The 22638-nt window shown below is 62.2% G+C and carries 19 protein-coding genes and 1 pseudogene; 11 read left to right on the forward strand and 9 right to left on the reverse strand.

The window, feature by feature from the left end:
• Positions 1-23: 23 nt before the first annotated feature.
• Positions 24-524, forward strand: a complete 501-nt coding sequence (locus ACSAMP_RS06485; protein WP_457799873.1) for a DUF4352 domain-containing protein — start codon at positions 24-26, stop codon at positions 522-524.
• Positions 525-605: 81 nt separating this feature from the next.
• Here the strand turns inward: ACSAMP_RS06485 and ACSAMP_RS06490 are convergent, their stop codons facing one another.
• From ACSAMP_RS06490 to ACSAMP_RS06510, 5 genes are all read right to left on the reverse strand, one after another.
• A complete protein-coding gene (locus tag ACSAMP_RS06490) occupies positions 606-3725 on the reverse strand; it encodes an efflux RND transporter permease subunit (RefSeq protein WP_457799874.1) in 3120 nt (1039 codons plus the stop codon).
• A gap of 6 nt (positions 3726-3731) precedes the next feature.
• The gene (locus ACSAMP_RS06495) at positions 3732-4907 is read right to left on the reverse strand and encodes an efflux RND transporter periplasmic adaptor subunit (RefSeq protein ID WP_457799875.1); all 1176 of its coding nucleotides are present in this window, start codon (positions 4905-4907) and stop codon (positions 3732-3734) included.
• A 22-nt stretch (positions 4908-4929) separates the two neighbouring features.
• Positions 4930-6330: a TolC family protein gene (locus tag ACSAMP_RS06500; protein WP_457799876.1), complete on the reverse strand. Its 1401-nt coding sequence runs from the start codon at positions 6328-6330 to the stop codon at positions 4930-4932.
• A 34-nt stretch (positions 6331-6364) separates the two neighbouring features.
• A complete protein-coding gene (locus tag ACSAMP_RS06505) occupies positions 6365-6982 on the reverse strand; it encodes a TetR/AcrR family transcriptional regulator (protein ID WP_457799877.1) in 618 nt (205 codons plus the stop codon).
• Between the two features lie 551 nt (positions 6983-7533).
• Entirely contained in the window at positions 7534-8454 is a 921-nt protein-coding gene (locus tag ACSAMP_RS06510; RefSeq protein WP_457799878.1) for a lactate/malate family dehydrogenase, read from the reverse strand.
• An 816-nt stretch (positions 8455-9270) separates the two neighbouring features.
• On the opposite strand from ACSAMP_RS06510, the gene ACSAMP_RS06515 reads away from it, so the two are divergent.
• From ACSAMP_RS06515 to ACSAMP_RS06535, 5 genes are all read left to right on the forward strand, one after another.
• Positions 9271-10467 (forward strand): ABC transporter substrate-binding protein, encoded by a 1197-nt coding sequence (locus tag ACSAMP_RS06515; RefSeq protein WP_457799879.1) that lies wholly within the window; start codon positions 9271-9273, stop codon positions 10465-10467.
• A 177-nt stretch (positions 10468-10644) separates the two neighbouring features.
• On the forward strand, positions 10645-11535 hold the full coding sequence (locus tag ACSAMP_RS06520) for a branched-chain amino acid ABC transporter permease (RefSeq protein ID WP_441796344.1): 891 nt from the start codon (positions 10645-10647) through the stop codon (positions 11533-11535).
• A 10-nt stretch (positions 11536-11545) separates the two neighbouring features.
• On the forward strand, positions 11546-12628 hold the full coding sequence (locus ACSAMP_RS06525) for a branched-chain amino acid ABC transporter permease (RefSeq protein ID WP_457799880.1): 1083 nt from the start codon (positions 11546-11548) through the stop codon (positions 12626-12628).
• Between the two features lie 19 nt (positions 12629-12647).
• On the forward strand, positions 12648-13481 hold the full coding sequence (locus ACSAMP_RS06530) for an ABC transporter ATP-binding protein (RefSeq protein WP_457800065.1): 834 nt from the start codon (positions 12648-12650) through the stop codon (positions 13479-13481).
• Entirely contained in the window at positions 13478-14188 is a 711-nt protein-coding gene (locus ACSAMP_RS06535) for an ABC transporter ATP-binding protein (RefSeq protein WP_457799881.1), read from the forward strand. The genes ACSAMP_RS06530 and ACSAMP_RS06535 overlap by 4 nt, the downstream gene beginning before the upstream one ends.
• Positions 14189-14261: 73 nt before the next feature.
• Here the strand turns inward: ACSAMP_RS06535 and ACSAMP_RS06540 are convergent.
• Positions 14262-14880 (reverse strand): annotated as a pseudogene (locus tag ACSAMP_RS06540) (flavodoxin family protein).
• A 199-nt stretch (positions 14881-15079) separates the two neighbouring features.
• Between ACSAMP_RS06540 and pdxS the strand changes: the two are divergent.
• Both pdxS and pdxT read left to right on the forward strand, forming a co-directional pair.
• Positions 15080-15955 carry a pyridoxal 5'-phosphate synthase lyase subunit PdxS gene (pdxS, locus tag ACSAMP_RS06545; protein ID WP_457799882.1) on the forward strand — a complete coding sequence of 292 codons (876 nt, stop codon included), beginning with the start codon at positions 15080-15082 and terminating at the stop codon, positions 15953-15955.
• Between the two features lies 1 nt (position 15956).
• Positions 15957-16517 (forward strand): pyridoxal 5'-phosphate synthase glutaminase subunit PdxT, encoded by a 561-nt coding sequence (pdxT, locus tag ACSAMP_RS06550; RefSeq protein ID WP_457799883.1) that lies wholly within the window; start codon positions 15957-15959, stop codon positions 16515-16517.
• A gap of 59 nt (positions 16518-16576) precedes the next feature.
• On the opposite strand, the gene ACSAMP_RS06555 is transcribed toward pdxT, so the two are convergent.
• On the reverse strand, positions 16577-17110 hold the full coding sequence (locus tag ACSAMP_RS06555) for a 4'-phosphopantetheinyl transferase family protein (protein WP_457799884.1): 534 nt from the start codon (positions 17108-17110) through the stop codon (positions 16577-16579).
• Positions 17111-17202: 92 nt separating this feature from the next.
• On the opposite strand from ACSAMP_RS06555, the gene spoVAC reads away from it, so the two are divergent.
• Positions 17203-17652, forward strand: coding sequence for a stage V sporulation protein AC (gene spoVAC, locus ACSAMP_RS06560; RefSeq protein WP_457799885.1), 450 nt, complete (start codon positions 17203-17205; stop codon positions 17650-17652).
• A gap of 35 nt (positions 17653-17687) precedes the next feature.
• On the opposite strand, the gene citX is transcribed toward spoVAC, so the two are convergent.
• The gene (citX, locus tag ACSAMP_RS06565) at positions 17688-19067 is read right to left on the reverse strand and encodes a citrate lyase holo-[acyl-carrier protein] synthase (RefSeq protein WP_457799886.1); all 1380 of its coding nucleotides are present in this window, start codon (positions 19065-19067) and stop codon (positions 17688-17690) included.
• A 6-nt stretch (positions 19068-19073) separates the two neighbouring features.
• A complete protein-coding gene (gene citC, locus ACSAMP_RS06570) occupies positions 19074-20090 on the reverse strand; it encodes a [citrate (pro-3S)-lyase] ligase (protein ID WP_457799887.1) in 1017 nt (338 codons plus the stop codon).
• A gap of 231 nt (positions 20091-20321) precedes the next feature.
• Between citC and ACSAMP_RS06575 the strand changes: the two genes are divergently transcribed.
• Together ACSAMP_RS06575 and ACSAMP_RS06580 are read left to right on the forward strand one after the other, a co-directional pair.
• Positions 20322-21233, forward strand: coding sequence for a LysR family transcriptional regulator (locus ACSAMP_RS06575; protein WP_457799888.1), 912 nt, complete (start codon positions 20322-20324; stop codon positions 21231-21233).
• Positions 21234-21472: 239 nt separating this feature from the next.
• Positions 21473-22531, forward strand: coding sequence for a TRAP transporter substrate-binding protein (locus ACSAMP_RS06580; protein WP_457799889.1), 1059 nt, complete (start codon positions 21473-21475; stop codon positions 22529-22531).
• The last annotated feature ends 107 nt before the right edge of the window (positions 22532-22638 follow it).

Here is a 22638-nt window from a genome sequence, read left to right on the forward strand (position 1 = left end):
TGGACGCAAAACGGGAGGCGTTTATGAAGAAGAAAATTCTGGCCGCCCTGCTGCTGGCCGCCGCCCTCCTCCTGCCCGGCTGCGGCAGGGAGAAGCAGACGGAGTTTCAGGTGGGGGACCGGGTGGACACCTATTGGTTCCAGTTCACCGTGGACCAGGTGAAGACCACAGACCGCTGGATGGACTATCAGCCCCAGGAGGGCAGCCGCCTGGCGGTGTGCTATCTCACCCTGGAGAGCACCTTTTCCGAGGCGGTGCCCATGAACTGGGCGGACTTTGTCCTCGTCTGGGGGGGCGGGGAGGCCGACGGCTCCTACCCCATCGAGTATCAGGGCCAGGAGCAGCTGCCCGACGAGTATTCCCTCATCAAGGGGGAGGAGCGCACCGGCTGCCTGGTGTTTGAGGTGCCCCAGGGTGTGACCCAGGCCAAGCTGGTCTTTCAGGAGCTGTTCAACGAGGGGGACAGCGACAGCGTCTATACCGAGGGGGACACCTATACCGTGGACGTGGACCTGCCCGTCTGACGTGAATAAGGCAAAACAAAACCGATGCACAGTTTATTTGGCTGTGCATCGGTCTTTTGCTGTCTTTGTATTTGTGTGGCGTTACGCCTGGACGGCGGGGGCGTTGTTTTTCTGCTTTTTCTTCCGGTCGCGGCCCAGGTGGCTCAGGTTGTCGATGACGGAGTAATACACGGGGGTGAAGACCAGGGTGACGATGGTGGAGATCACCATGCCGGAGATCATGGTCACGCCCATGTCGCTCATCATCTCGTTGCTCTCCCCAAGGCCCAGAGCCATGGGCACCATGGCCAGGACGGTGGTGAGGGTGGTCATCATAATGGGCCGGATACGGAGGGGACAGGCGTGGAGAATGGCCGTCTCGCGGTCCTCGCCCATGCCCCGGCGGATCTTGATGTACTCCACCAGGATGATGGAGGAGTTGACCACCGTACCGGCCAGCATGATGATGGCCACCAGGGCGATCATGGACATGTCCCGCCCGGTGAGGGGCAGGGCGAACAGCGCCCCGGTGAAGGCCACAGGCAGGATGAGCATGACCATGACGGGCATGGCAAAGGACTCAAACTGCACGGCCAGCACGAAGTAGACCAGCAGCAGGGCCACGGCCAGGGCCAGCCCCAGGTCGCCGAAGCTGTCCATCATGTCCTCATAGGCACCGGCGGTCTGGGCGGTGTAGCCCTGGGGCAGGGTGTACTGGTCCAGAATTTCGTTGATGGCCTTGGTGATGGCGGTGCTGTCGCCGCTGATGGTGTCGCCGGTGATGGTCACCTGGCGGGTCTGGTTGTGGCGGGTGATGCTCTGGGCGGCCTGCTCCACCGTGACATCGGCCACGGAGGACAGGGGCACGGTGCCGCCGTAGGCGGAGGAGACGGGCATGGAGCGCAGGGCGTCCAGGCTGACGGAGGAGGCCCCATCGCCCTTGACCATCACGTCATACTCCTTGTTGTTGATGGTCACCTTGGTGGCGGTGGCACCGGTGAGCTCGGCACGGACGGCGGCACCCACAGTGGCGGCGGTAAGCCCATACTGAGAGGCGGCCTCCCGCTTCATGGTCACCCGCACCTGGGCCACCTTGTCGGCCAGGGAGCTCTCCACGTTGATGGCATCGGGCAGGGCAGAGATCTGCTGGGCCAGGTCGTTGGAGATCATCTCCAGGGTGTCATAGTCGTCGCCCTGGATCTCCACGCTGATGTCGTCGCCGCTGGTGGTGCCCATAGACATGGAGGAGGCGGACACGGTGATCTCGCACCCGGCGATGTCCTGAAGGGCAGAACGCAGATCGTCTACGATGTCAAAGGCGGAGCGGTCGCGGTCTGACTTGTCCACCAGCTTCAGGCCCATGGTGACCGAGTTGCCCGCGGACATCATGGAGGAGCCGTTGCTGGCCAGGTAATACATCTCGTCCAGCTCGGGCACCTCCCGCTGGACGATGGCGGTGACCCGGTCGGCGATGGCGGTGGACTCCTCCAGAGAGGAGCCGGTGGGCAGGCTGATGGACACAGACACGCTACCCTGGTCCATGTCGGGGATCATGACCATCTTGGTGCTGGCCAGGGTGGCCGCAAAGAAGACCACCAGACCCACCGAGACCAGCATCCCGATCTTCAGGTGGCGGATGAAGAAGTTCAGCAGCCGCAGATAGACGGCGTTCAGCTTGGAGAGGAAACCGGACAGGGGGTTCTTCTTGGCTCCGGCGGCCTGTCTGGCTGCCTCCTTGGCCCGCAGCTTTTCCACCTTTTCATCGGTGAGGGTGAAGTAGCACAGCAGGGGCACCAGGGTCAGGGAGATGAGCAGGGAGGCCCCGATGAGGGAGGCAATGGTCAGGCAGAAGTCCCGGAACATCTGGCCGGCGATGCCCCCGGAGAGCCCCAGGGGGACAAACACGGCCAGGGTGGTCAGGGTGGAGGCGATGACGGAGGAGGTGACCTCCTTGGTGCCGTCCACACAGGCGCTCATCCGGTCGTGGCCCTCCAGGGCAAAGCGGTTGATGTTTTCCAGCACCACGATGGAGTTATCCACGATCATGCCCACGCCCATGGCGATGCCGCCCAGACTCATCATGTTCAGGGTCAGGTCAAACACGTTCATCAGCACGAACACGGACAGGATACACACGGGCATGGACACGCAGATGGTGAAGGTGGGGCCGCCCCGGCGCAGGAACAGGAAGACCACGATGGCGGCCAGCACCACGCCCTGGATGATGTTGCTGAAGGCGGCGTTTACCGACTGGCTGATATACTCCCGGGCGGAGTAGGGGATGGTGTATTGCAGGGTGGGGTCGTCGGCCTTCAGCTCCTCCAGGCGCTTTTCCACAGCTTGGGCGGCGGCCATCTCGTTGGCCCCGGACTGCTTGGACACCTGCAGCATCACGCAGCCGGTGTCCCCCACCTTGGCGATGGCGGTGGAATCCTCGTCCTCCAGGGCGACAGAGGCCACCTCGGACAGGCGGACGGTGCCGCCGGCGGGCAGGGCGATGATGGTGTTGGCCACGTCGTCCACCGACTGGAGCTTGGCATCGGTGGAGACGGTGAGCTTTTGGGTACCGTTTTGCAGGTCGCCGCCGGGATAGAGCAGGTTCTGCCCGGCCAGGAACTGGGAGATATAGGAGTTGGACAGGCCGAAGCCGGCGGCCTTGGCCGGGTCGATGCGCACGGCGATGTGCTGCTCGGTGCCGCCGCTCACCTGCACCTGGGCCACGCCGTCGATGCGCTCCAGGGCGGGGGCGATGTCGTCCTCGGCCTTGGCCTGCAGCTGGGACAGGTCGTCGCCCACCAGGGCGATCATGGCCGTGGGCATCAGCTCGCTGATGTTGATGTTCACGATGATGGGATCAGAGGCATCGTCCGGCAGGCTTACCCGGTCAAACTGTTCCCGCAGCTTGGTGGCGGCGATGTCCAGATCGGTGCCCTCCAGATAGGTGATCTGAATGGTGCTCACGTTTTCGGCGGAGGTGGAGGTGATCTCGTCCACGCCGGAGACGGACATGATGGCCGACTCCAGGGGCGAGGTGACCAGTTCCTCAATGTCGCTGGGGTTTGCGCCCACATAGGTGGTCATGACCACGGCCATGGGCATCTCCATGTTGGGCATCAGGGCCATCTGCAGCCGGGTGCCGAACAGCACGCCGAAGATGACCACCATAATGACGGCCAGCAGCGTGGCCACTTTATGCTTGATACACGCCTTTGCAATATTCATCTGGCCTTAGTCCTCCCCGGAGACCACCCGAACGGCGGCTCCGTCGCTGAGATAGGACTGGCCCACGGTGACCAGCTGCTGCCCGGCGGACAGGCCGGAGGTGACCTCGGTGACGCCGTTGCCGGTGAGGCCGGTGGTCACTTCGACGTACTTGGCGGTGTTGTCGTCCTGGACCACATAGACATACTGGGTGGAGCCGCTGGTGAGGATGGACTCGGTGGGTACCACGATGGCCCCGCTGGCGGTGTCGGTGTGGAAGGTCACATCGGCGAACATGCCGGACAGCAGGCCGGATACGTCGCTGGGCACGGACACGGTGACGGTGTACAGCTTGGTCTGGGCGTTGGCCGCCTGCTCCACGGAGCGGATGGAACCGGAGAAGGTCTGGTCAGCGGCGCTGACGGCAACGTCCACGCTGTCGCCGATGGTCAGCTTGGGCACCAGGGCCTCGGACACGGAGACGCTGATCTTCATCTGGTCCACCCCGTCGATGACGGCCACGGGCATGGAGGGGGAGACAAAGGCGTTCTCCTCGGCATTCAGGCTGACCAGAGTGCCGGAGATGGGGGCGATGACGTTGCCTGCCCCGTCCACGTTCTCCAGCACGGTGGACAGCTGCTCCACGTTGGACTTATAGCTCTGCATCCCCGCCTCCAGCTGGGACAGGGTGGAGTTTTTGGTAGCCTGGGCGGACTCCAGCTGCAGCTGGGCCTGGTCGATCTCGGTCTGAGAGGCGGCACCGATCTCCTTCAGGGCCTTGAGATCGTTGACGTTTTTGGTGTACAGGGCGATCTGGCTGTCAAAGACGTTCTTCTGGTCCTGATAGCTCTGCACGGCGGAGTTATAGCTGATGTTGGCGGCGTTGTAAGAGGAGATGGTGCTGGCCAGGTCCAGGGTGCACAGCTTCTGCCCGGCGGAGACCATGTCGCCGGCATCCACATACACGGCGGTGCACTTGGCGCTGCTGGCCACGAAGACAGAGCTCTCGTTGTCAGAGACGACCTTGCCGGAGACCTTGTTCTCCGTAGAGATGGTGTCTGCAGTGACGGGCTGGACCTGGACGGCCACGCCGGTGGGGGTGTCGTCTGCGCTGCTGGAGGAGTCGCTCTTGCTGCCGCAGGCGGTGAGGGACAGGGCCATGGCGGCAGCCAGGGCCAGGGACAGGATGCGTTTTTGATTCATAATGTGTGGTTCCTCCTGAGTCTCAGTTCAAAATGCCGTGGTCCACGGCCCAGCGGTAGTTGTTATAGGCGGAGAACAGGTCGATGGCGGCACCATCCACCTTGTCCTGGGCCTCAGACACCTTGTCCTTGGCATCGGCCAGGGCGTTGTCCGACAGGTTGCCCAGATCGTGCTTCTTCTGGGCGGCGGCAAAGTTGTCCTGCTCGGTGGCCAGGGCGGTTTTAGCGGCCTGGAGCACCTGCTGATAGTCCTTCACCTGTAGATACAGGGTGCGGAAGCTGGTCTCAAAGCTCTGGACGGCGGCGTTGTATGTATACTGGGCGGCCTGCCACTGGTGCTGGGCGGCCACATACTGATACTTGCCCGTGCTGTACATATTGGCCTCGGCGGTGTCCTTAAAGTCGTCTCGGGCGTCGTCCAGGGTGCGCTGGGCGGCAAAGAGGGTGTAGCTGGCCTCCTTGGCGGCGGCCAGGTCCTTGTCCAGGTCCATGGCGGCCAGTTGCTGACCCGTCACCTGGGGTAGGCCCTGGAGCTTGATCTTGCCGGTGAGCTCTGCGCCGATCATCTGCTCCAGCTGGGTCTTATAGGTGCAGATGTTCATGGTCAGGGTCTCCTGGCCGCTGAGGGCGCTGGTGCGGCCGGCCTTGGTCTGCTCCAGGGTCAGGGCGGAGATCTGGCCCAGGTCATAGCGCAGGTTCAGCTCTTTGATGGTGCGGTCTAGGGCGGTGATGGAGCGGGACAGGGTCTGGCCGTTGAGCTCCATCTCAGTCAGGGCGATGTAAAGGGATTCCCCCGCCATGGCCACCTGGTCCTGGGCGTTCTCCAGCTGGCGGATCACGGCCTCGTTGTCCTCCTGCAGCTTGCCGTCCCGGATATCGTCGAAGGTGTCCTTCAGGGATTCGTAGCTGCTGGACATGCTCTTGGCGGCAAAGGAGTTGCCGCTGATGGTCATGAACCACTGGGCATCGGCGATTCTGTTCAGGTTTTTGCGGATGTCGTCGCCCATCTTCTCATAGTCGATGGCCTTGATGGCGTTGATGTTCTCCTCCAGAGAGAGGACGGACAGGTTGTTCTCCCGCAGGCGGCGGCTCACGTTGGCAAAGGAGACGGTACCCACCGCGTCGGGGGCAATGATCTCCGGCTCTGGGTGCTCCTCGGTCTGGGTGTCCTGGGTATCCTGGGCGGCTTGGTCCTCGACGGCCTTGTCGGTCTGGCTGCTGTCGGCGGCGGTATCCCCGGAGGAGGCATCCTCGGGGGTGCCCCCCACGGCGGCGCTGCTGTCCGCCTGGTCGGCCTGGACGGCCGCAGAGCTGTCCGGCGCAGCGGAGCTGTTCGCCTCCCCGGCTGCCACGGCGGACACGCCGCACATGGTCAGGGTGAGGGCGGCGGCCAGAATGGCGGCGATGGTTCTACGATCTTTCATCATATTCCTCCTTAGATCACGATCTGGGATTCGGTTATTCAGAAATCGCCGGGGCCACAGCGCCCATGCGAATGATTTGCAGCCGCTGTTCCAGCAGCGCCCGCTGGTGTTCCCACTGCTCCGGGGCACGCAGGGTCTCCATCATGGCAGAGGCCAGGGGGGCGATGGTCAGGAAAAAGACATTTCCCACAAACTCCCGGTCCTGGCTGCGGTAGTTCCGATTGGAGACGTGCTGGAATATCTCCTGCTCAGAGGCCTCCCGGTCGCTGCACATAAAGCGGTGAAAGTCCATACCGGGGTTTAGCTGGATGATGTGGATGAGCTTGGCAAGGACCGGGTCGGTGATGCCGCTGCGGTCTAAAAATCGCTCGAAGGCGATGACCACCGCCTGGAACAGATCGCCCTCTACCTCGGCCAGGATGCCCCACATCAGCTTGGAAAAATAGCGCCGCATCCCCCCCAGCATATAGGCGGTCAGGTCCTCCTTGTCCGTGAAGTACTGATAAAAGCTGCCCCGGGAGATGTTGGCGGCGTGGATGATCTGGTTGATGGACGCATCGGCAAAGCTGACCCGGGAGAATTCCTCCCAGGCGGCGTCCAGCAATCGCTGCCGCTTCTCCTCCGGCAGACGGAAAAAGGTGTTGCTTGGCATCGTCTCTCTCCTCAATGTGACAGGTTGTCATTGTGACAAGCTGTCATACATTATACCCGGCAGATTTTCACCTGTCAATCGGTCAATATGTTAAGAAAATGTGAATCTTTTCGGGGCCCTGCGGGGGAAGCGCCGGGGGCGCAGACGCGCCGGACCATAAGACAAAAACCCACCGGGCGCGATGAAAAACAGCGCCCGGTGGGTCAGAGGATATGATTTAGGAAGCGGTCAGCGTAAACTCATAGGAAAAGAACTGCGCACTGGCGTGCAGGCCGAATACAAAGCGGTATTCTCCCGGGGACAGATGGGAGCGATAGGGCTCCAGGGAAAGCGCAAACGTCCTGGGGCTGCCGGGGAGCACATACAGCAACTCACTGGTGATAAGCGTGTGCCCGGACAGAGTATTATAGAGAGAATCAGAGAGCAATGCTTACGCATAATTACCCCCTTTTTGATGAAGGACCAATTCTACATTATCATATCGTTCTGTTTCTTCTGCATAGGACCCAACCCCCTCTTTGAAATTGCTGTAAATATCATAGTAGTTGAATTTACAGCGAATCAGCCAGTGCGATGTGCTTGCGGATGACCTGGCAGGAGGCGTCCAGCTGCTGCTGTTCCTGCTGTGTCAGGTCCAGGACCACGATCTCTTCAATGCCCCGGCGGCCGATGCGGCAGGGGACGCCGCAGTGGACGCCCTGCTGACCGTATTCCCCCTCCAGCAGGACGGAGACGGGCAGCACCCGGTGCTGGTCGCCCAGAATGGCGGCGGCCAGCTGGGCCAGGGCCAGACCGATGCCAAACTCGGTAGAGCCCTTCCCCTCGATGATGTCCATGCCCGCCCGACGGGTCTGGGTGAGGATGGCGCTCTTGTCCAGGCCCAGCCTGTCAAAGGGGACACCGCCCACGGTGACGGCGGAGAAGGGGACCATGGACGAGTCGCCGTGCTCCCCCATGGAGAAGGCGCACACGCTGCGCCGATCTGTTCCGGAGGCCTGGGCGATGGAGCGGATGAGCCGGGCGGTGTCCAGCAGGGTGCCGGTGCTGAAGCACTGGGTGCGGGGCAGGGAGAGCTGCTTGCGCAGATAGTCGGCCACGATATCCGCCGGGTTGGTGATGGACACCACCGGGCAGGTGAGGGCCATGGGCCGCAGCTGGACGGTGAGTTTTTTCAGCATCTCAATGGAGCGGCCCAGCATATCCAGGCGGGTCTGGCCGGGCTTGCGGGCCTCGCCAATGGCCACCACCACCAAAGCGGCGTCGGCGCACTCGCTGATCTCTCCGGCGCGGACGGTCACGTCCTGGGGCAGATAGCTGACGCTGTCGGCCACGTCCAGGGCCTGGGCCGCCGCCTTGTCCGGCAGGATGTCGGTGAGGACGATCTCCCGGCACACCCCGCAGTGGGCCAGGGCATAGGCGCAGTGGCTGCCCACGTGGCCCGCGCCGATGATGACGATCTTTTCTTGCTGCATGATAAATTCCTCCTTGAAACGAAGGGCGTAAAGGGACGGGGGAAAACGAAAAACGCCCCTGGCCGGAGCATTGCTCCAGTCAAGGGCGAATGAAAACCATTCACGGTGCCACCTTGCGTTTCGCCTGAAAAGGCGCTTTCCCGGGATACCAGCATATCCCTGACGGGTAACGTCCATCTCAACGTCGGCCCATTTTGGGCCGCCCTCCGCAGACCATATTGCTCAGCGCCCCAGGGAGAGCTTGCACCGTCCTCTCCTCGCTGTGCCGGGATCGACCTGACTTTTTCCTGCGTCATCAGTTTATGGACGCATTATAATCCGACGCCGCCCGTCTGTCAAGATTTTTTTGCGGCGATAAAAAATCAACGTTCAGCAGACAAAAACAGGGAAAAACATGTGACCTGGCAACAATTTTTTTCAGAGAATAGGAAAGGTCATCGTCAAACTGCACAATATTTGGGAAGCGTTAGAAAAAGACGTGAAATTTTTTATAAACCAACGCCGGATTGTAACATGTGTTATATTCTGTTTTGGCAAGAGGAGGAACGGGGTGCTAAGATGGCGAAAAAACGCAGGAAAACTTGTGAAATATTCGCCAATTTTTCGCCGGAGGGAAACTTTCCCGTCTCATTTTCAGGGAGAGAACGGAGCCTGATGGGTCAGCTTGTGTACTTTTACGATTGACATTTGTTTTTCGGATACCTATAATGAGCGACAAATCTAGGGCTGAGCAAGACGGCCCCCGGCGGAACAGGCCGCCGGGCTGAGTGGGTTTTCCTATTCTATAAAGATAGGATCTTTAGGAGGTTATTTAAAATGAAAAAGTATCTTGCCATGCTTCTGGCCGGCGCCCTGAGCGTCAGCCTGCTGGCTGGCTGCGGCGGCAACAACGCTTCTAACAGCGCCGCCTCTAACGCCGGCTCCGCTTCCAACGGCTCTGCCGATCAGAGCAGCGTCATCAAGATCGGCGGCATCGGCCCCCTGACCGGCTCCGCCGCCGTGTACGGCATCGCCACCAAGACGGGCGCCCAGGTCGCCGTGGATGAGATCAACGCCCTGGGCGGCCTGCAGTTTGCCCTGGACTTTCAGGATGACGAGGGCGATGCCGAGAAGGCCGTCAACGCCTATAACAACCTGAAGGGCAAGGGGATGCAGGTGCTGTACGGCACCACCACCACCACCCCCTGCGTGGCCGTGGCCGCCGAGACCTTTAACGACCGCATCTTCCAGCTGACCCCCTCCGCCTCCTCCACCAAGGTGACCGAGGGCCGCGACAACGTGTTCCAGGCCTGCTTCACCGACCCCAACCAGGGCAAGGCCGCTGCGGACTACATCAAGGAGCACCAGCTGGGCACCAAGATCGCCGCCATCTATAACAACGGCGACGCCTACTCCACCGGCATCTTCAACGCCTTCCAGGCTGAGGCCCAGGAGATCGGCCTGGAGGTCGTCTCCGCCAGCACCTTCCCCGATGACACCAACGCCGACTTTACCGTGCAGCTGGGCGAGGCCCAGAAGGCCGGCGCCGACCTAGTGTTCATGCCCATCTACTATACCCCCGCTTCCCTGATCCTGAACCAGGCCAAGACCATGGGCTATGAGCCCACCTTCTTCGGCTGCGACGGCATGGACGGCATCCTGGACCTGGAGGGCTTTGACACCAGCCTGGCCGAGGGCCTGATGCTGATGACCCCCTTCAATGCCTGGGGCGAGGACGAGCGCACCGTGAAGTTCGTCAACGAGTATCAGGCGCTGGCCGGCGGCATCCCCAACCAGTTCGCCGCTGACGGCTATGACTGCATCTATGCCATCTACGAGGCCTGCAAGCAGGCCGGCGTCACCGCCGACATGGGCCCCCAGGAGGTGTGCGAGAAGCTGACCAAGGTGTTCACCGACAGCTCCTTCGCCGTGGACGGCCTGACCGGCAGCGGGATGCACTGGCAGACCAACGGCGAGGTCTCTAAGGACCCCGTGGTGGTCAAGGTCGAGTCCGGCAAGTATGTGACCCAGTAACGGCCATCCTTAGTTCATCCATCTCAGGAGAGGACCGCCCCAACTGGCGGCCCTCTCCTGGCCGCATTTTCCCATGGCGAAAACGTCGGCGGGATCGGCGTCTGCCGCCGAGGTTTTCGCTATGGGCCGCACCCGTTCCGGGCAGCGCCCCGGCAAGAAAAGAGAGAGGTGAGTGGTTTGAGTATCCTCAACAACCTGATAAACGGCATCAGCCTGGGCAGCGTATATGCCATCATCGCCCTGGGCTATACCATGGTCTATGGCATTGCCAAGATGCTGAACTTCGCCCACGGCGACATCATTATGGTGGGCGCTTACATCTGCTTTTTCACCATGAGCCGCATGAGCAGCTCCCTGCTGGTGGGGGCTGTGGCCGGGACGCTGCTGGCCATGGCAGTGTGTACCGTGCTGGGTGTGGTCATCGAGCGCCTGGCCTATAAGCCCCTGCGCCAGGCCCCGTCTCTGGCCGTGCTGATCACCGCCATCGGCGTGAGCTATTTCCTGCAGAACAGCGCCCTGCTGCTGTGGTCCTCCAATCCCAAGTCCTTCACCTCTGTGGTGGGCACCGGCTCCATCAAGCTGATGGGGGGCCAGATCACCGTGACCTATGCCGCCCTGCTCACCGTGGTGGTGTGCGTGGTGGTGATGCTGGGCCTGACCTGGTTCACCGGCAACACCAAGATGGGCAAGGCCATGCGGGCCTGCTCTGAGGACAAGTCCGCCGCCCAGCTGATGGGCATCGATGTGAACACCACCATCTCCATGACCTTTGCCATCGGCTCTGCCCTGGCGGCGGTGGCCGGTGTGCTGTTCTGCTCCAGCTATCCCAACCTGATGCCCACCACCGGCTCGCTGCCCGGCATCAAGGCCTTCACCGCCGCCGTGTTCGGCGGCATCGGCTCCATCCCCGGGGCCCTGCTGGGCGGCATCCTGCTGGGCATCATCGAGATCTTTGCCAAGGCGTTCAACACCAACATCTCCGACGCCGTGGTGTTCCTGGTGCTGATCGTGGTGCTGCTGGTCAAGCCCACCGGCCTTTTGGGCAAGGTGGTCCGAGAGAAAGTTTGAGGTGGCAGAGATGAAACAGAGCGCATCCGCCAAGAGAAAACTGGCGGGAAAATTCGTCACTTACGGCATCGTCATCGCCTTTTACATCATCATCCAGGTCCTGAACGGGGCGGGGATGGTCTCCCCCTCCATCGCCGGGCAGCTGGTGCCCATCTGCGCCTATGTCACCATGGCCGTGTCCTTGAACCTGGTGGTGGGCTTCTCCGGGGAGCTGTCCTTGGGCCACGCGGGCTTTATGAGCGTGGGCGCCTTCTCGGGCATCGTGGCCGCCATGTCCCTGCAGCAGGCCATCCCCAACGGCATCGCCCGGTTGGCAGTGGCCATGCTGGTGGGCGCAGTGTGCGCCGGTGTCGCCGGCGTGATCGTGGGCGTGCCCGTGCTGCGTCTGCAGGGCGACTATCTGGCCATTGTCACCCTGGCCTTTGGCGAGATCATCAAGAATATCTTTAATATCCTGTATGTGGGCGTGGATGCCGAGGGGCTGCACTTCTCCATCACCAACGAGGCCGCCCTGCACCTGGGCGAGGGGGGCATCTCCATTCTTCAGGGCCCCATGGGGGCCACGGCCAATGTGAAGCTGTCCACCTTTACCGTGGGCACTGTCCTGGTGCTTATCGCCCTGTTCGTGGTCCTCAATCTGGTCCACAGCCGGGCGGGCCGGGCCATCATGGCCATGCGGGACAACCGCATCGCCGCCGAGAGCGTGGGCATCAGCGCCACCAAGTATAAGCTGATGGCCTTCGTCACCTCCGCCGTGCTGGCGGGCGCTGCCGGCGCCCTGTATGCCATGAACTATTCCTCCGTGGCCGCCAAGAAGTTCGACTTCAACGCCTCTATCCTGGTGCTGGTCTTTGTGGTGCTGGGCGGCCTGGGCAACATCCGGGGCTCGGTCATCGCCGCAGCCTTCCTGACGGTCCTGCCGGAATTCCTGCGCAACCTGGGTCTGGACAAATACCGGATGCTGGTGTACGCCATCGTCCTCATCGTGGTGATGATCGCCACCAACAACGAAAATTCCAAGGAGTTCTTTGCGGGGCTGCGGCGCAAGCTGGTCCGCTCCGCCCCGGAGAAGGGAGTGGGTGACCGTGGCTAAGAAATTTGAAAAGGGAAAAATGGTCCCCGTGCCCAGCCACTCCATCGTGCCGGAGCGGGACCTGGGCAAGCTGCCGGTGCTGGAGTGCCAGCACCTGGGCATCGACTTCGGCGGCCTGACCGCCGTGAACGAGTTCAACCTCACCGTGGGCCAGACGGAGATCGCCGGCCTCATCGGCCCCAACGGCGCGGGTAAGACCACCGTGTTTAACCTGCTGACCAAGGTGTACCAGCCCACCCGGGGTACCATCCTGTTAAACGGCAAGGACACCCACGGCATGTCTATCGCCCAGGCCAACCGGGCGGGCATCGCCCGTACCTTCCAGAACATCCGCCTGTTCAACAACCTGTCCGTGGAGGACAACGTGAAGATCGGCCTGCACAATCAGGTACGCTATCCCATGTGGGACGGCATGTTCCGCCTGCCGAAATTCTGGAAGCAGGAGAAGCTGGCCCACGAGAGCGCTATGGAGCTGCTGTCCATCTTTGACATGCAGGACCTGGCGGGTCACGAGGCCGGTTCCCTGCCCTATGGCGCGCAGCGCCGCCTGGAGATCGTCCGCGCCCTGGCCACCAACCCCAGCCTGCTGCTGCTGGACGAGCCCGCCGCCGGTATGAACCCCTCTGAGACGGCGGAGCTGATGGAGAATATCGTCAAGATCCGGGACACCTTCCACATCGCCATCATGCTCATCGAGCACGACATGAACCTGGTCATGGGCATCTGCGAGGGCATCTGTGTGCTGAACTTCGGCCAGATCATCGCCAAGGGCACCGCCGAGGAGATACAGGCCAACCCCAAGGTCATCGAGGCCTATCTGGGCAGCCAGAAGAAGGAGGGCAGCAAGGGATGAACACCATTTTGAAGGTGGACGACATCAACGTCTATTACGGAGCCATCCACGCCATCAAGGGCGTCTCCTTCGAGGTCAACGAGGGGGAGGTAGTCACCCTCATCGGGGCCAACGGCGCGGGTAAGTCCACCATCCTGAAGACGGTGGCCGGACTGCTGTCCTCCCACACCGGCTCCATCCAGTTCATGGGCAAGAGCCTGGGGGGCATCCCCGCCCACAAGATCGTGCCCATGGGCCTGGCCCTGGTCCCCGAGGGGCGGCAGATCTTCCTGCAAATGACCGTGGAGGAAAATTTGCAGATGGGCGCGTTCACCCGCCCCGCCGACGAGTATGACGAGAGTATCGCCGACGTGTATCAGCGCTTCCCCCGCCTGAAGGAGCGGCAGAACCAGGTGGCCGGCACCCTGTCCGGCGGCGAGCAGCAGATGCTGGCCATGGGCCGGGCCCTGATGTCCAAGCCCAGCCTGCTCATGCTGGATGAGCCCTCCATGGGCCTGGCCCCCATCCTGGTGGAGCAGATCTTCGACATCGTGCGGGAACTGAACCAGCACGGCACCACCATCCTGCTGGTGGAGCAGAACGCCAACATGGCTCTGTCCGTGGCCCACCGGGGCTACGTGCTGGAGACCGGCAAGATCGTGGCCACCGGCACCGGAGCCGAGCTGCTGGAGGACGAGGCCGTGAAAAAGGCCTATCTGGGCGGCTGACAAATCAACATAAAGCAAAACGCGCTGTCTATGGGGACCAAACTCCCTTGAGGCAGTGCGTTTTTTGTTTTACTTATCGGATGAAGTGGGTGGCCACCCGGGGTTCGGGCTGGGGGAGGCCGTAGGCCTCTTTGCCCAGGGCGATGCTGCGCATGAGGAAGGTCATGTTCCGGGCCAGGGTGCGCATGGTCTGCTTGCCCTCCTCGTCCTGGTCGGCCTCGCCGGGGGCGCGGCCATGGATGGAGTTCCAGTATTGGCTGGAGGCGATGGGCATGTTGGTGATGGTGAAATATTTGTTCAGTTCGTCAAAGGTGGCCGAGCAACCGCCCCGGCGGGCGCATACCACGCTGGCCCCCACCTTCATGGCCTTGTCAAAGTGGGTGCTGTAAAACAGCCGGTCCAGCACGGCGATGAGGGTGGCGTTGGCGGAGGCATAGTACACGGGGCTGGCCACCACCAGACCGTCGGCCCGTTCAAACTTGGGGGCGAGCTGGTTGACCACGTCGTCGAAGATGCACTTGCCCGTCTCGGCGCACCGGCCGCAGGCGATGCAGCCCCGGACGGGCAGATTGCCCACCTGGACCACCTCGGTCTCCACCCCTTCGGCCTGGAAGGTCTTCACCATCTCCCCCAGGGCGATGGGAGGTGTTCCCGTGGGGCCGGGGACTGCCGTTTATCAGTAATACGTTCATGTTGATTACCCCTTTCCGGGGAGCTGAACTCCCGCTTCCTTCCGCACTATTCTAGCACGGGAGGGATGGCGCTTCAAGAAAAACGGAGCGGAAAATCTGGTCCTATGAAAAAGAATGAAACTGGTTATTTTATTAAAATCAATTTGTGGTATCCTATCCCCATCAAATCAAATCCACCGGGCAGATAGGAGAATGCACCATGGAAAAAAGCAGATATGAACTGAACAAAGAGCTGGCCCAGATGCTCAAGGGCGGCGTCATTATGGACGTGACCACCCCGGAGCAGGCCAGGATCGCCGAGGAGGCCGGGGCCTGCGCCGTGATGGCCCTGGAGCGCATCCCGGCGGACATCCGGGCGGCGGGGGGCGTGTCCCGCATGAGCGACCCGGGGATGATCCAGGGCATCCAGCAGGCGGTGTCCATCCCCGTGATGGCCAAGTGCCGCATCGGCCACTTCGCGGAGGCCCAGATTCTCCAGGCCATCGAGATCGACTATATCGACGAGAGCGAGGTGCTCTCCCCCGCCGACGACGTCTATCACATCGACAAGCGGCAGTTCCAGGTGCCCTTCGTCTGCGGCGCCCGGGACCTGGGAGAGGCCCTGCGCCGCATCGCCGAGGGGGCGGCCATGATCCGCACCAAGGGCGAGCCGGGCACCGGCGACGTGATCCAGGCCGTGCGCCACATGCGGGCCATGAACGCGGAGATCCGCCGGGTCCAGGGCCTGCGCCAGGACGAGCTGTATGAGGCGGCCAAGCAGCTTCAGGTGCCCGTGGAGCTGGTGGAGTATGTCCACGACCATGGCCGTCTGCCCGTGGTGAACTTTGCCGCCGGAGGAGTGGCCACCCCCGCCGATGCCGCCCTGATGATGCAGCTGGGGGCCGAGGGCGTGTTCGTGGGCTCTGGCATCTTCAAGTCCGGGGACCCGGCCAAGCGGGCCGCCGCCATCGTCCAGGCTGTGACCAACTATCAGGACGCCAAGCTGCTGGCCAAGCTGTCCACCAATTTGGGCGAGGCCATGGTGGGCATCAACGAGAGCGAGATCGCGCTGCTCATGGCGGAGCGGGGCAAATAAGATGGCGGCCATTGGGATTCTGGCCCTCCAGGGGGCCTTTGCAGAGCACGCCGCCATGCTGGACCGGCTGGGGGCGGAGCACTTTGAGATCCGCCAGCGCCGTGATCTGGAGCGGAGCATGGACGGCCTGATTCTCCCCGGCGGGGAGAGCACCGCCATGAAAAAGCTGCTGGACGCTCTGGACCTGTTCCACCCCCTGCAAAGCCGCATTCAAGAAGGCCTGCCCGTGTTTGGCACCTGCGCCGGGCTGATCCTGCTGGCCCAGCAGGTGGAGGGGGGCACGCCCTGTTTCGGCACCATGGACATCACCGCACGACGAAACGCCTATGGCCGCCAGCTGGGCAGCTTCTTCGCCCAGGGGGAGATGGCGGGGATCGGACCGGTGCCCATGACCTTCATCCGCGCTCCCTACATCGCCCAGGCGGGGCCGGAGGTCCAGATCCTGGCCCAGGTGGACGGGCGCATCGTGGCCGCCCGCCTGGGCAATCAGCTGGCCGCCGCCTTCCACCCGGAGCTGAGCGACGACCTGTCGGTCCACCGCTATTTTCTGAATATGCTGTGAGCGAGCTGTGCGCAAAAGAACCCGTTCTTTTCCCGAAAACCGGGAGAAGAACGGGTTTTTCACACATCTTTCCACAAAATTTCCTCCGGCGGTGGACTCTCTCCGCAGGCGGCGGCCCTCCAGCCGGGGCCGGAGTAGACGCGAAAGTGCAGGCCATCCAGCGTCAGCACCCCGGGAGCGGGCAGGGGGACGCGGATCTCGGCGATGGGGGAGGTAAGCCCCGCGCCGGTGTACTTGGCCCGGCTCTCTTTCAGGGCCCATAGCTGGGCGAAGGCGGCCCACAGGTCGCTCTGTTCGTCCAGCCAGGCCCGCTCCTCCCGGGAGCACACCCGCTGGAGGATGCGGGGGCGGTGGGGACCGACGGTCTGGATGTCCACCCCCACAGGGCGGCGGTCCAGGGCGCACAGGGCATAGGGACCGCTGTGGCTCAGGTTGAACTGCCGCTCCGGCAGGTCGGGGAAGAAGGGCTTTCCAAATTCGGCCCGCTCTGCGGCGGGCAGGGGGGAGAGGTCCCAGTGCTCCGCCGCCGCCAGGGCCAGCAGCCGGTGGGCCTGGTCCCGGGCGGTCAGGCCCTCTGCGCCGTATAGGATCATAAGCATCCTCCTGAAAATTTTCCACATAATCGCCGGGGCGTGTGGAATGCTAGAAAAAAGCAGAACGCGGAAAAGAGAGGCGACGGTTTATCATGGCCAACAACAGCAAGATCACAAACCAGGAATATGCCGCCCTGGTGAAGCAGCGGGCGGGCAAGTCCCCCCTGGGCCGGGATATGGCCTGGGCCTTTTTGGTGGGCGGGGCCATCTGCGCCCTGGGGCAGTATCTGATGGGATTCTACCGGCGTCTGGGGCTGGACCAGGACATGGCGGGCATGGCCGTATCGGTCACCCTCATCGGGGCGGCGGCCCTGCTCACCGGCCTGGGCTGGTTTGACAAGCTGGCCAAGCGGGCGGGGGCGGGGACGCTGGTGCCCATCACCGGCTTTGCCAACGCCATGGTCTCCCCGGCCCTGGAGTTCAAGACCGAGGGTCTGGTGGCGGGCACGGCGGCCAAGCTGTTCACCGTGGCCGGCCCGGTGCTGGTCTTCGGCATCAGCGCCAGCGTGGTATATGGGCTGGTGTATTTTCTTTTATTATAATGAAAATGGGGGAAAGTGCAAGCGTTCCGGCGTGTTCAGGCCAGCAGTCCGTCCTGCTCCAGGAAGAACAGCATCAGGCTCAGGGCCAGCAGGTCGGCGCAGCCGCCGGGGCTGAGATGCTCCCGGATGTATTGCCGGTCTAAGTCGTTCAAAAGGGCGCGGAAGTTTTCCGGGGTGGCCCGGCGGTACAGTTCCCCCGCCTCCACCCGGCACTGCCGGGCCCGGGCCAGGCCGCCCCGGTGGATCATGTTGGTGTCCTCTGTCCCGGCGATGAGGGCCAGCAGAGTGAGGGCCGCCGCATCCGACAGGGCAAGCCCCTGTTCTGTCCACTGGCGCAGGGCGGGCAGACCGATGGTCAGCACGCTCTGGAAGCCCCCGGCGGCGACGCCCCGGGCCCCGGTGATTTGATATTGGCGATAGCACCGCAGGCCGCTGGTGTCAGGGATGGACTCCTCCCCTTGAAAATCTGCCAGGGCGCACCGGCCCAGTTCCCGGCTGATGTCCAGCACCCTGTCCCGGGTGGGGATCTGCTCCCCTTTGGCAGTGGCCGCCCCCAGGGCGCCGCACAGGATGCCCATGGAGAAGATGAGCCCCTTGTGGGTGTTCACCCCGCCGGTGGCCCGGAGCATGGCGGCTTCCGCCCCCTGCCCGGCAAAGCGCAGCCGCTCAAACAGCATGGGGCGGGGGAGGGCGGCCCCGTCCCAGCCGATGCGGAACATAGCCTGAAAGCTGCCAGCCAGAGACACGCTGCTGTCCACAAAGGTGGAAAAGTCCATGTCGGAGTGGGAGCCGGAGTTCTGCCGGTCCACCAGGCCGGGCTTGGGGGTGGCGGATACCTCGTGGAGCAGGGCGCGGACGGCGCAGTCGGAATAGGTCTGGGCCCACTTGTCCCGGAAAAAGCTGCCGCAGATGTCCGCCACCCGGTGGCGCAGGGCGGCCCCGTCGTGGGCCCGGCTGCGGCCACAGGCCTTGGCGTCCCCCCCACACAGCAGACAGCGCCGGGCGGGCAGGCCGAAGTCCCTGCGGGACAGGGACCGTCCGCTGCCGTCCAGTACATCCATGTCAAACAGGCGGCCCAGGGGGTGCAGCTCCTCCAGCATCACCGTCTTCTGCTTCACGGCCCCCGCGGGCAGGCGGACCTCCATCAGCGCCTCGCTGCCGGTGACGCTGTGGCGGACAGACTCCTCCCCCAGGGCGCCGGACAGCAGCTGGCGCAGCTGGGACAGCCCCTCGTCAAACACCTGGCGCAGAGCGGGTGACTGCTTCACCGCCCCGGGCACGTTCAGCCCAAAGCTGAGCAGGCAGGAGCAGCCCTTTTTCAGCAGGGCCTGCTGGCGGTCCTGCCGGTCCGTGCGGCTTTGCAGCACCTGCTCCAGCGTGCAGGCCGTCCCCTGAAACATTGTCTCCTGATCCATGTCTGATCACTCCTGGGCAAAAGATTCCTGTAAATAGGCCGCCGTGGTGGGGGGCACCAGGGAGAGTACTTCCGGGCACAGGCCCTTTTCCTTTAAAAGCCGCCGCACCCGACTGGCGCTGACCGGCTGGCCGTCCACTTCCAGGCGGGGAATTTCCCGTACCTGGACCCCGTGCCGGGGCAGCAGGGCGGCCATGGCGGCGTTATACTGGGCCGTCACCGGGTCCAGGGGCTCCTGCCCCACAAAGCGGGTGCGGATGTGCAGGGGCGGGGCGATGCACTGGGCGAACACGGTGCAGTCCAGGGCACACTGCATGGCGGTGGCGTCCTCCTCCTGCTTGAGAAAATAGGTGGGGAAGGTGGCCGAGGAGATCATATAGTGGCCGCTGGGGTGGACCCGCACGTTGGGCAGATGGGCGGTGCCCTCCCGCACCAGCCGGAGCCGCACCTGGCTGGAGAACATGGAGCGGTCCTCCTCCACCACGAACAGGTGCAGCACGTCGCACTGCGCCGCGGCGTATTCCACCAGATACCGGTGCCCCAGGGTGAAGGGGTTGCAGTTCATGACGATGGCCCCCACGGAGCGGTCCTCGTCCCCGGGCATGACCATGGGGGCGGTGAAGCGGGCGGGGCCGTCGGGCTGATTCTCCAGCAGGACCAGCTGCTCCGTCTTGGCCACGGTCCAGAAGCCGGAGTTTACAAACAGCGTCTCGTTGTGGGCGCGGGTGATGACCATCAGGTCATAGTACCCGGCGGCGAACCGGTCCTGGGTCAGGGCGGACACCAGCCGCCCCAGCAGGTTCTGGCCCCGCAGCTGGGGCAGCAGGGCAAAGCATTTCAGCAGCGCCCCCGCCGCGCAGCCGCAGCCCACCAGCTTTGGCTCCTCGCCAGAGGTCTCGTACACGCCGAAGGCCGTCTCCACGTCGTGGTCCAGGCGCAGCCCCTGGCTTTGCAGCAGGGACTCCAGCGCAGACCGGTCCCAGGAGGAGGCCAGCTGTATCTTTTGGATGTCGTATACTTCCATGGGTCTGTTCTCCTTAGCAGTAAACATGCACAGAATGCCTGTGGTCGCATTTCTGTATACTATATTAACGGAAAACGGCGGCTTCTTGTCATAAGTCTTTCAATTCCGTGGTATAAGCGTTTTGTTTTGGTTGCCTTTTTCGCGGCACTGTGCTAAAATCATTTTAGTCTGTTACAAATTTAACACAGGAATTTCCTGTGGATATTTTACGGAAAAGGAGCCGGACGGAGGATGACCTTTAACGATTTGCGCTATATCGTTGTCATCGCGGAGGAAAACAGCATTACCAAAGCGGCGGATAAGCTGTATATGACCCAGCCCGCCCTGAGCCAATATCTGAAAAAGGTGGAGAAGGAGCTGGGCGTGCTCATCTTCGAGCGGACCACCACCGGCGTGCGCCCCACGGCGGAGGGGGTGCAGTTCCTCGCCTTTGCCAAAAACGTGCTCAACCAGGAGCAGGACATGAAAAAGCAGCTGCAAAATCTGCGGGGCGGCGACGTGGGCGAGGTGCGGCTGGGCTTTACCGGCACCCAGGCCACCTATGTGCTGCCCCACATCCTGCCGGATTTCCACCTGAAATATCCGGGCATCGAGATCACGCTGGTAGAGGGCAGCAGCATCGACATTGAAAACAAGCTGCTCAAGCACGAGGTGGACATCGGCTTTCTCCATCCCCCTATCATGGAGCCGGAGCTGGAGTGGTTTGAATTCAGCCGGGACGAGATGGTCATCATCCCCCGGGAGGACAGCGACTATCAGCGCTATGTCTATTGGAAGGACGGCAAGGGCCCCTATCTGGACATGGAGTTCCTCCGCAACGAGCCCCTGACCCTGACCTATCCCTCTATGCGCAGCCGGATGATCTGTGACCAGATCTTTCAAAAGGCGGGCATCACCCCCACGGTGAAGCTGACCACCAAGCGGCTGAACGTGCTGGACGCCATGGCCCAGGTGGGCTTTACCAGCACCATCATGCCCTATAAGCAGCTGTCCGCCGAGCTGAAAGACCACCGGCGCTATTTTATCGACCCCAAATACAGCGTGCCCTATTCCTTTGTGGCCGCCGTGCGGAAAAACGCTTACATTCCCCGTGTAGTACAGCGGTTAATAGAAGAACTGCACCTGAAAGAATACACATTTTAAAATGCAGCCGCATTCGAATAAATATGCTGGGAAGGACGTACAAATTCAAATACGTCCTTCTTTCTTTTTGCGCCCATGCAGGACGGGAAAACGCAAATTTCATTCGACACTTTTTAACATGATTTACTTATCGCCCCCAAATATTTTCTGCATTTCACAGAAAATTCACAAACTGCTATACTCTAACCAGATCAAGTTTTCACAAAGTAAAGTGTTGTGGAGATGAAAGGAGAACATACATGAAAGGCAAACTTCGTGCACTGGTCGCCATGGTGATGACCGCCATGATGCTGACCTCCTGCGGTGCCAACGCCGGTTCCGGCAACACCGCCAACTCCGGCTCTGGTTCCCAGGCTTCCGGCTCTGCCACGGTGAGCGCCGACCCCATCACCATGAAGCTGGGCCTCAGCTTCGCCGACAGCCACCTGATCACCCAGGAGCTGTATGCCATGTCCGACGCAGTGAAGGAGCGCACCAACGGCGGCATCAACATCGAGATCTACGCCGACTCCCTGCTGGGCAAGGAGACCGAGATGTACGAGCAGCTGTACATGGGCACCATCGACATGGCCCTGGAGACCATCGCCTTCCAGAGCACCACCCACCCCGAGCTGACCATCGAGGACCTGCCTTACATGTTCGCCACCCGTGAGGACGGATATAAGGCCCTGGACGGCGGCTATGGCGACAAGATCAACGAGATCATCGCCTCCGACGGCCAGATCCGCAACCTGGGCTTTATGGAGCTGGGCTACCGCCACATGACCAACAACGTCCGCCCCATCAACACCCCCGATGACATGAAGGGCATCAAGTTCCGCACCACCACCTCTGACCTGCGTCTGGCCGTGTTCGAGGCCCTGGGTGCCCAGCCCGTCTCCATGAGCTTCAGCGAGGTTTTCACCGGCCTGCAGCAGAACGTCATCGACGGCCAGGAGAGCCCCCTGTCCACCATCGACAGCTCCTCCTTTGCCGAGGTGCAGAAGTACCTGTCCCTCACCGGCCACTTCTGGACCAACGAGTGCCTGCTGATCAACGAGAAGCTGTGGGAGAGCCTGCCTGAGGAGTGGCAGACCATCCTGCAGGAGGAAGTCGACGCCTGCGAGACCCGCATCCGCGAGAAGAACGTCCAGAGCGACGAAGAGCTGGTCGCCAAGCTGGAGAGCGAGGGCATGGAGGTCAACGAGGTCGACAAGGCCGCCTTTGCCGAGCAGCTGCAGCCCCTGTACGACGAGTGGGAGGGCAAGGTCATCGGTTCCGACCTGATGAACGCCTATCGTGAATATTCCGGCTATTAAGCCAAATTTGCCGGCAACGCTACAGAATTTCTTCTGCCGCTCGTCGGCAGAAGAAATTCTTTTTTTGATCCCTTTTGATCCCTGCGTGATCCCCCTGAAAACCTAAA

This window comes from Flintibacter sp. SJQ-8 (assembly GCF_054108085.1).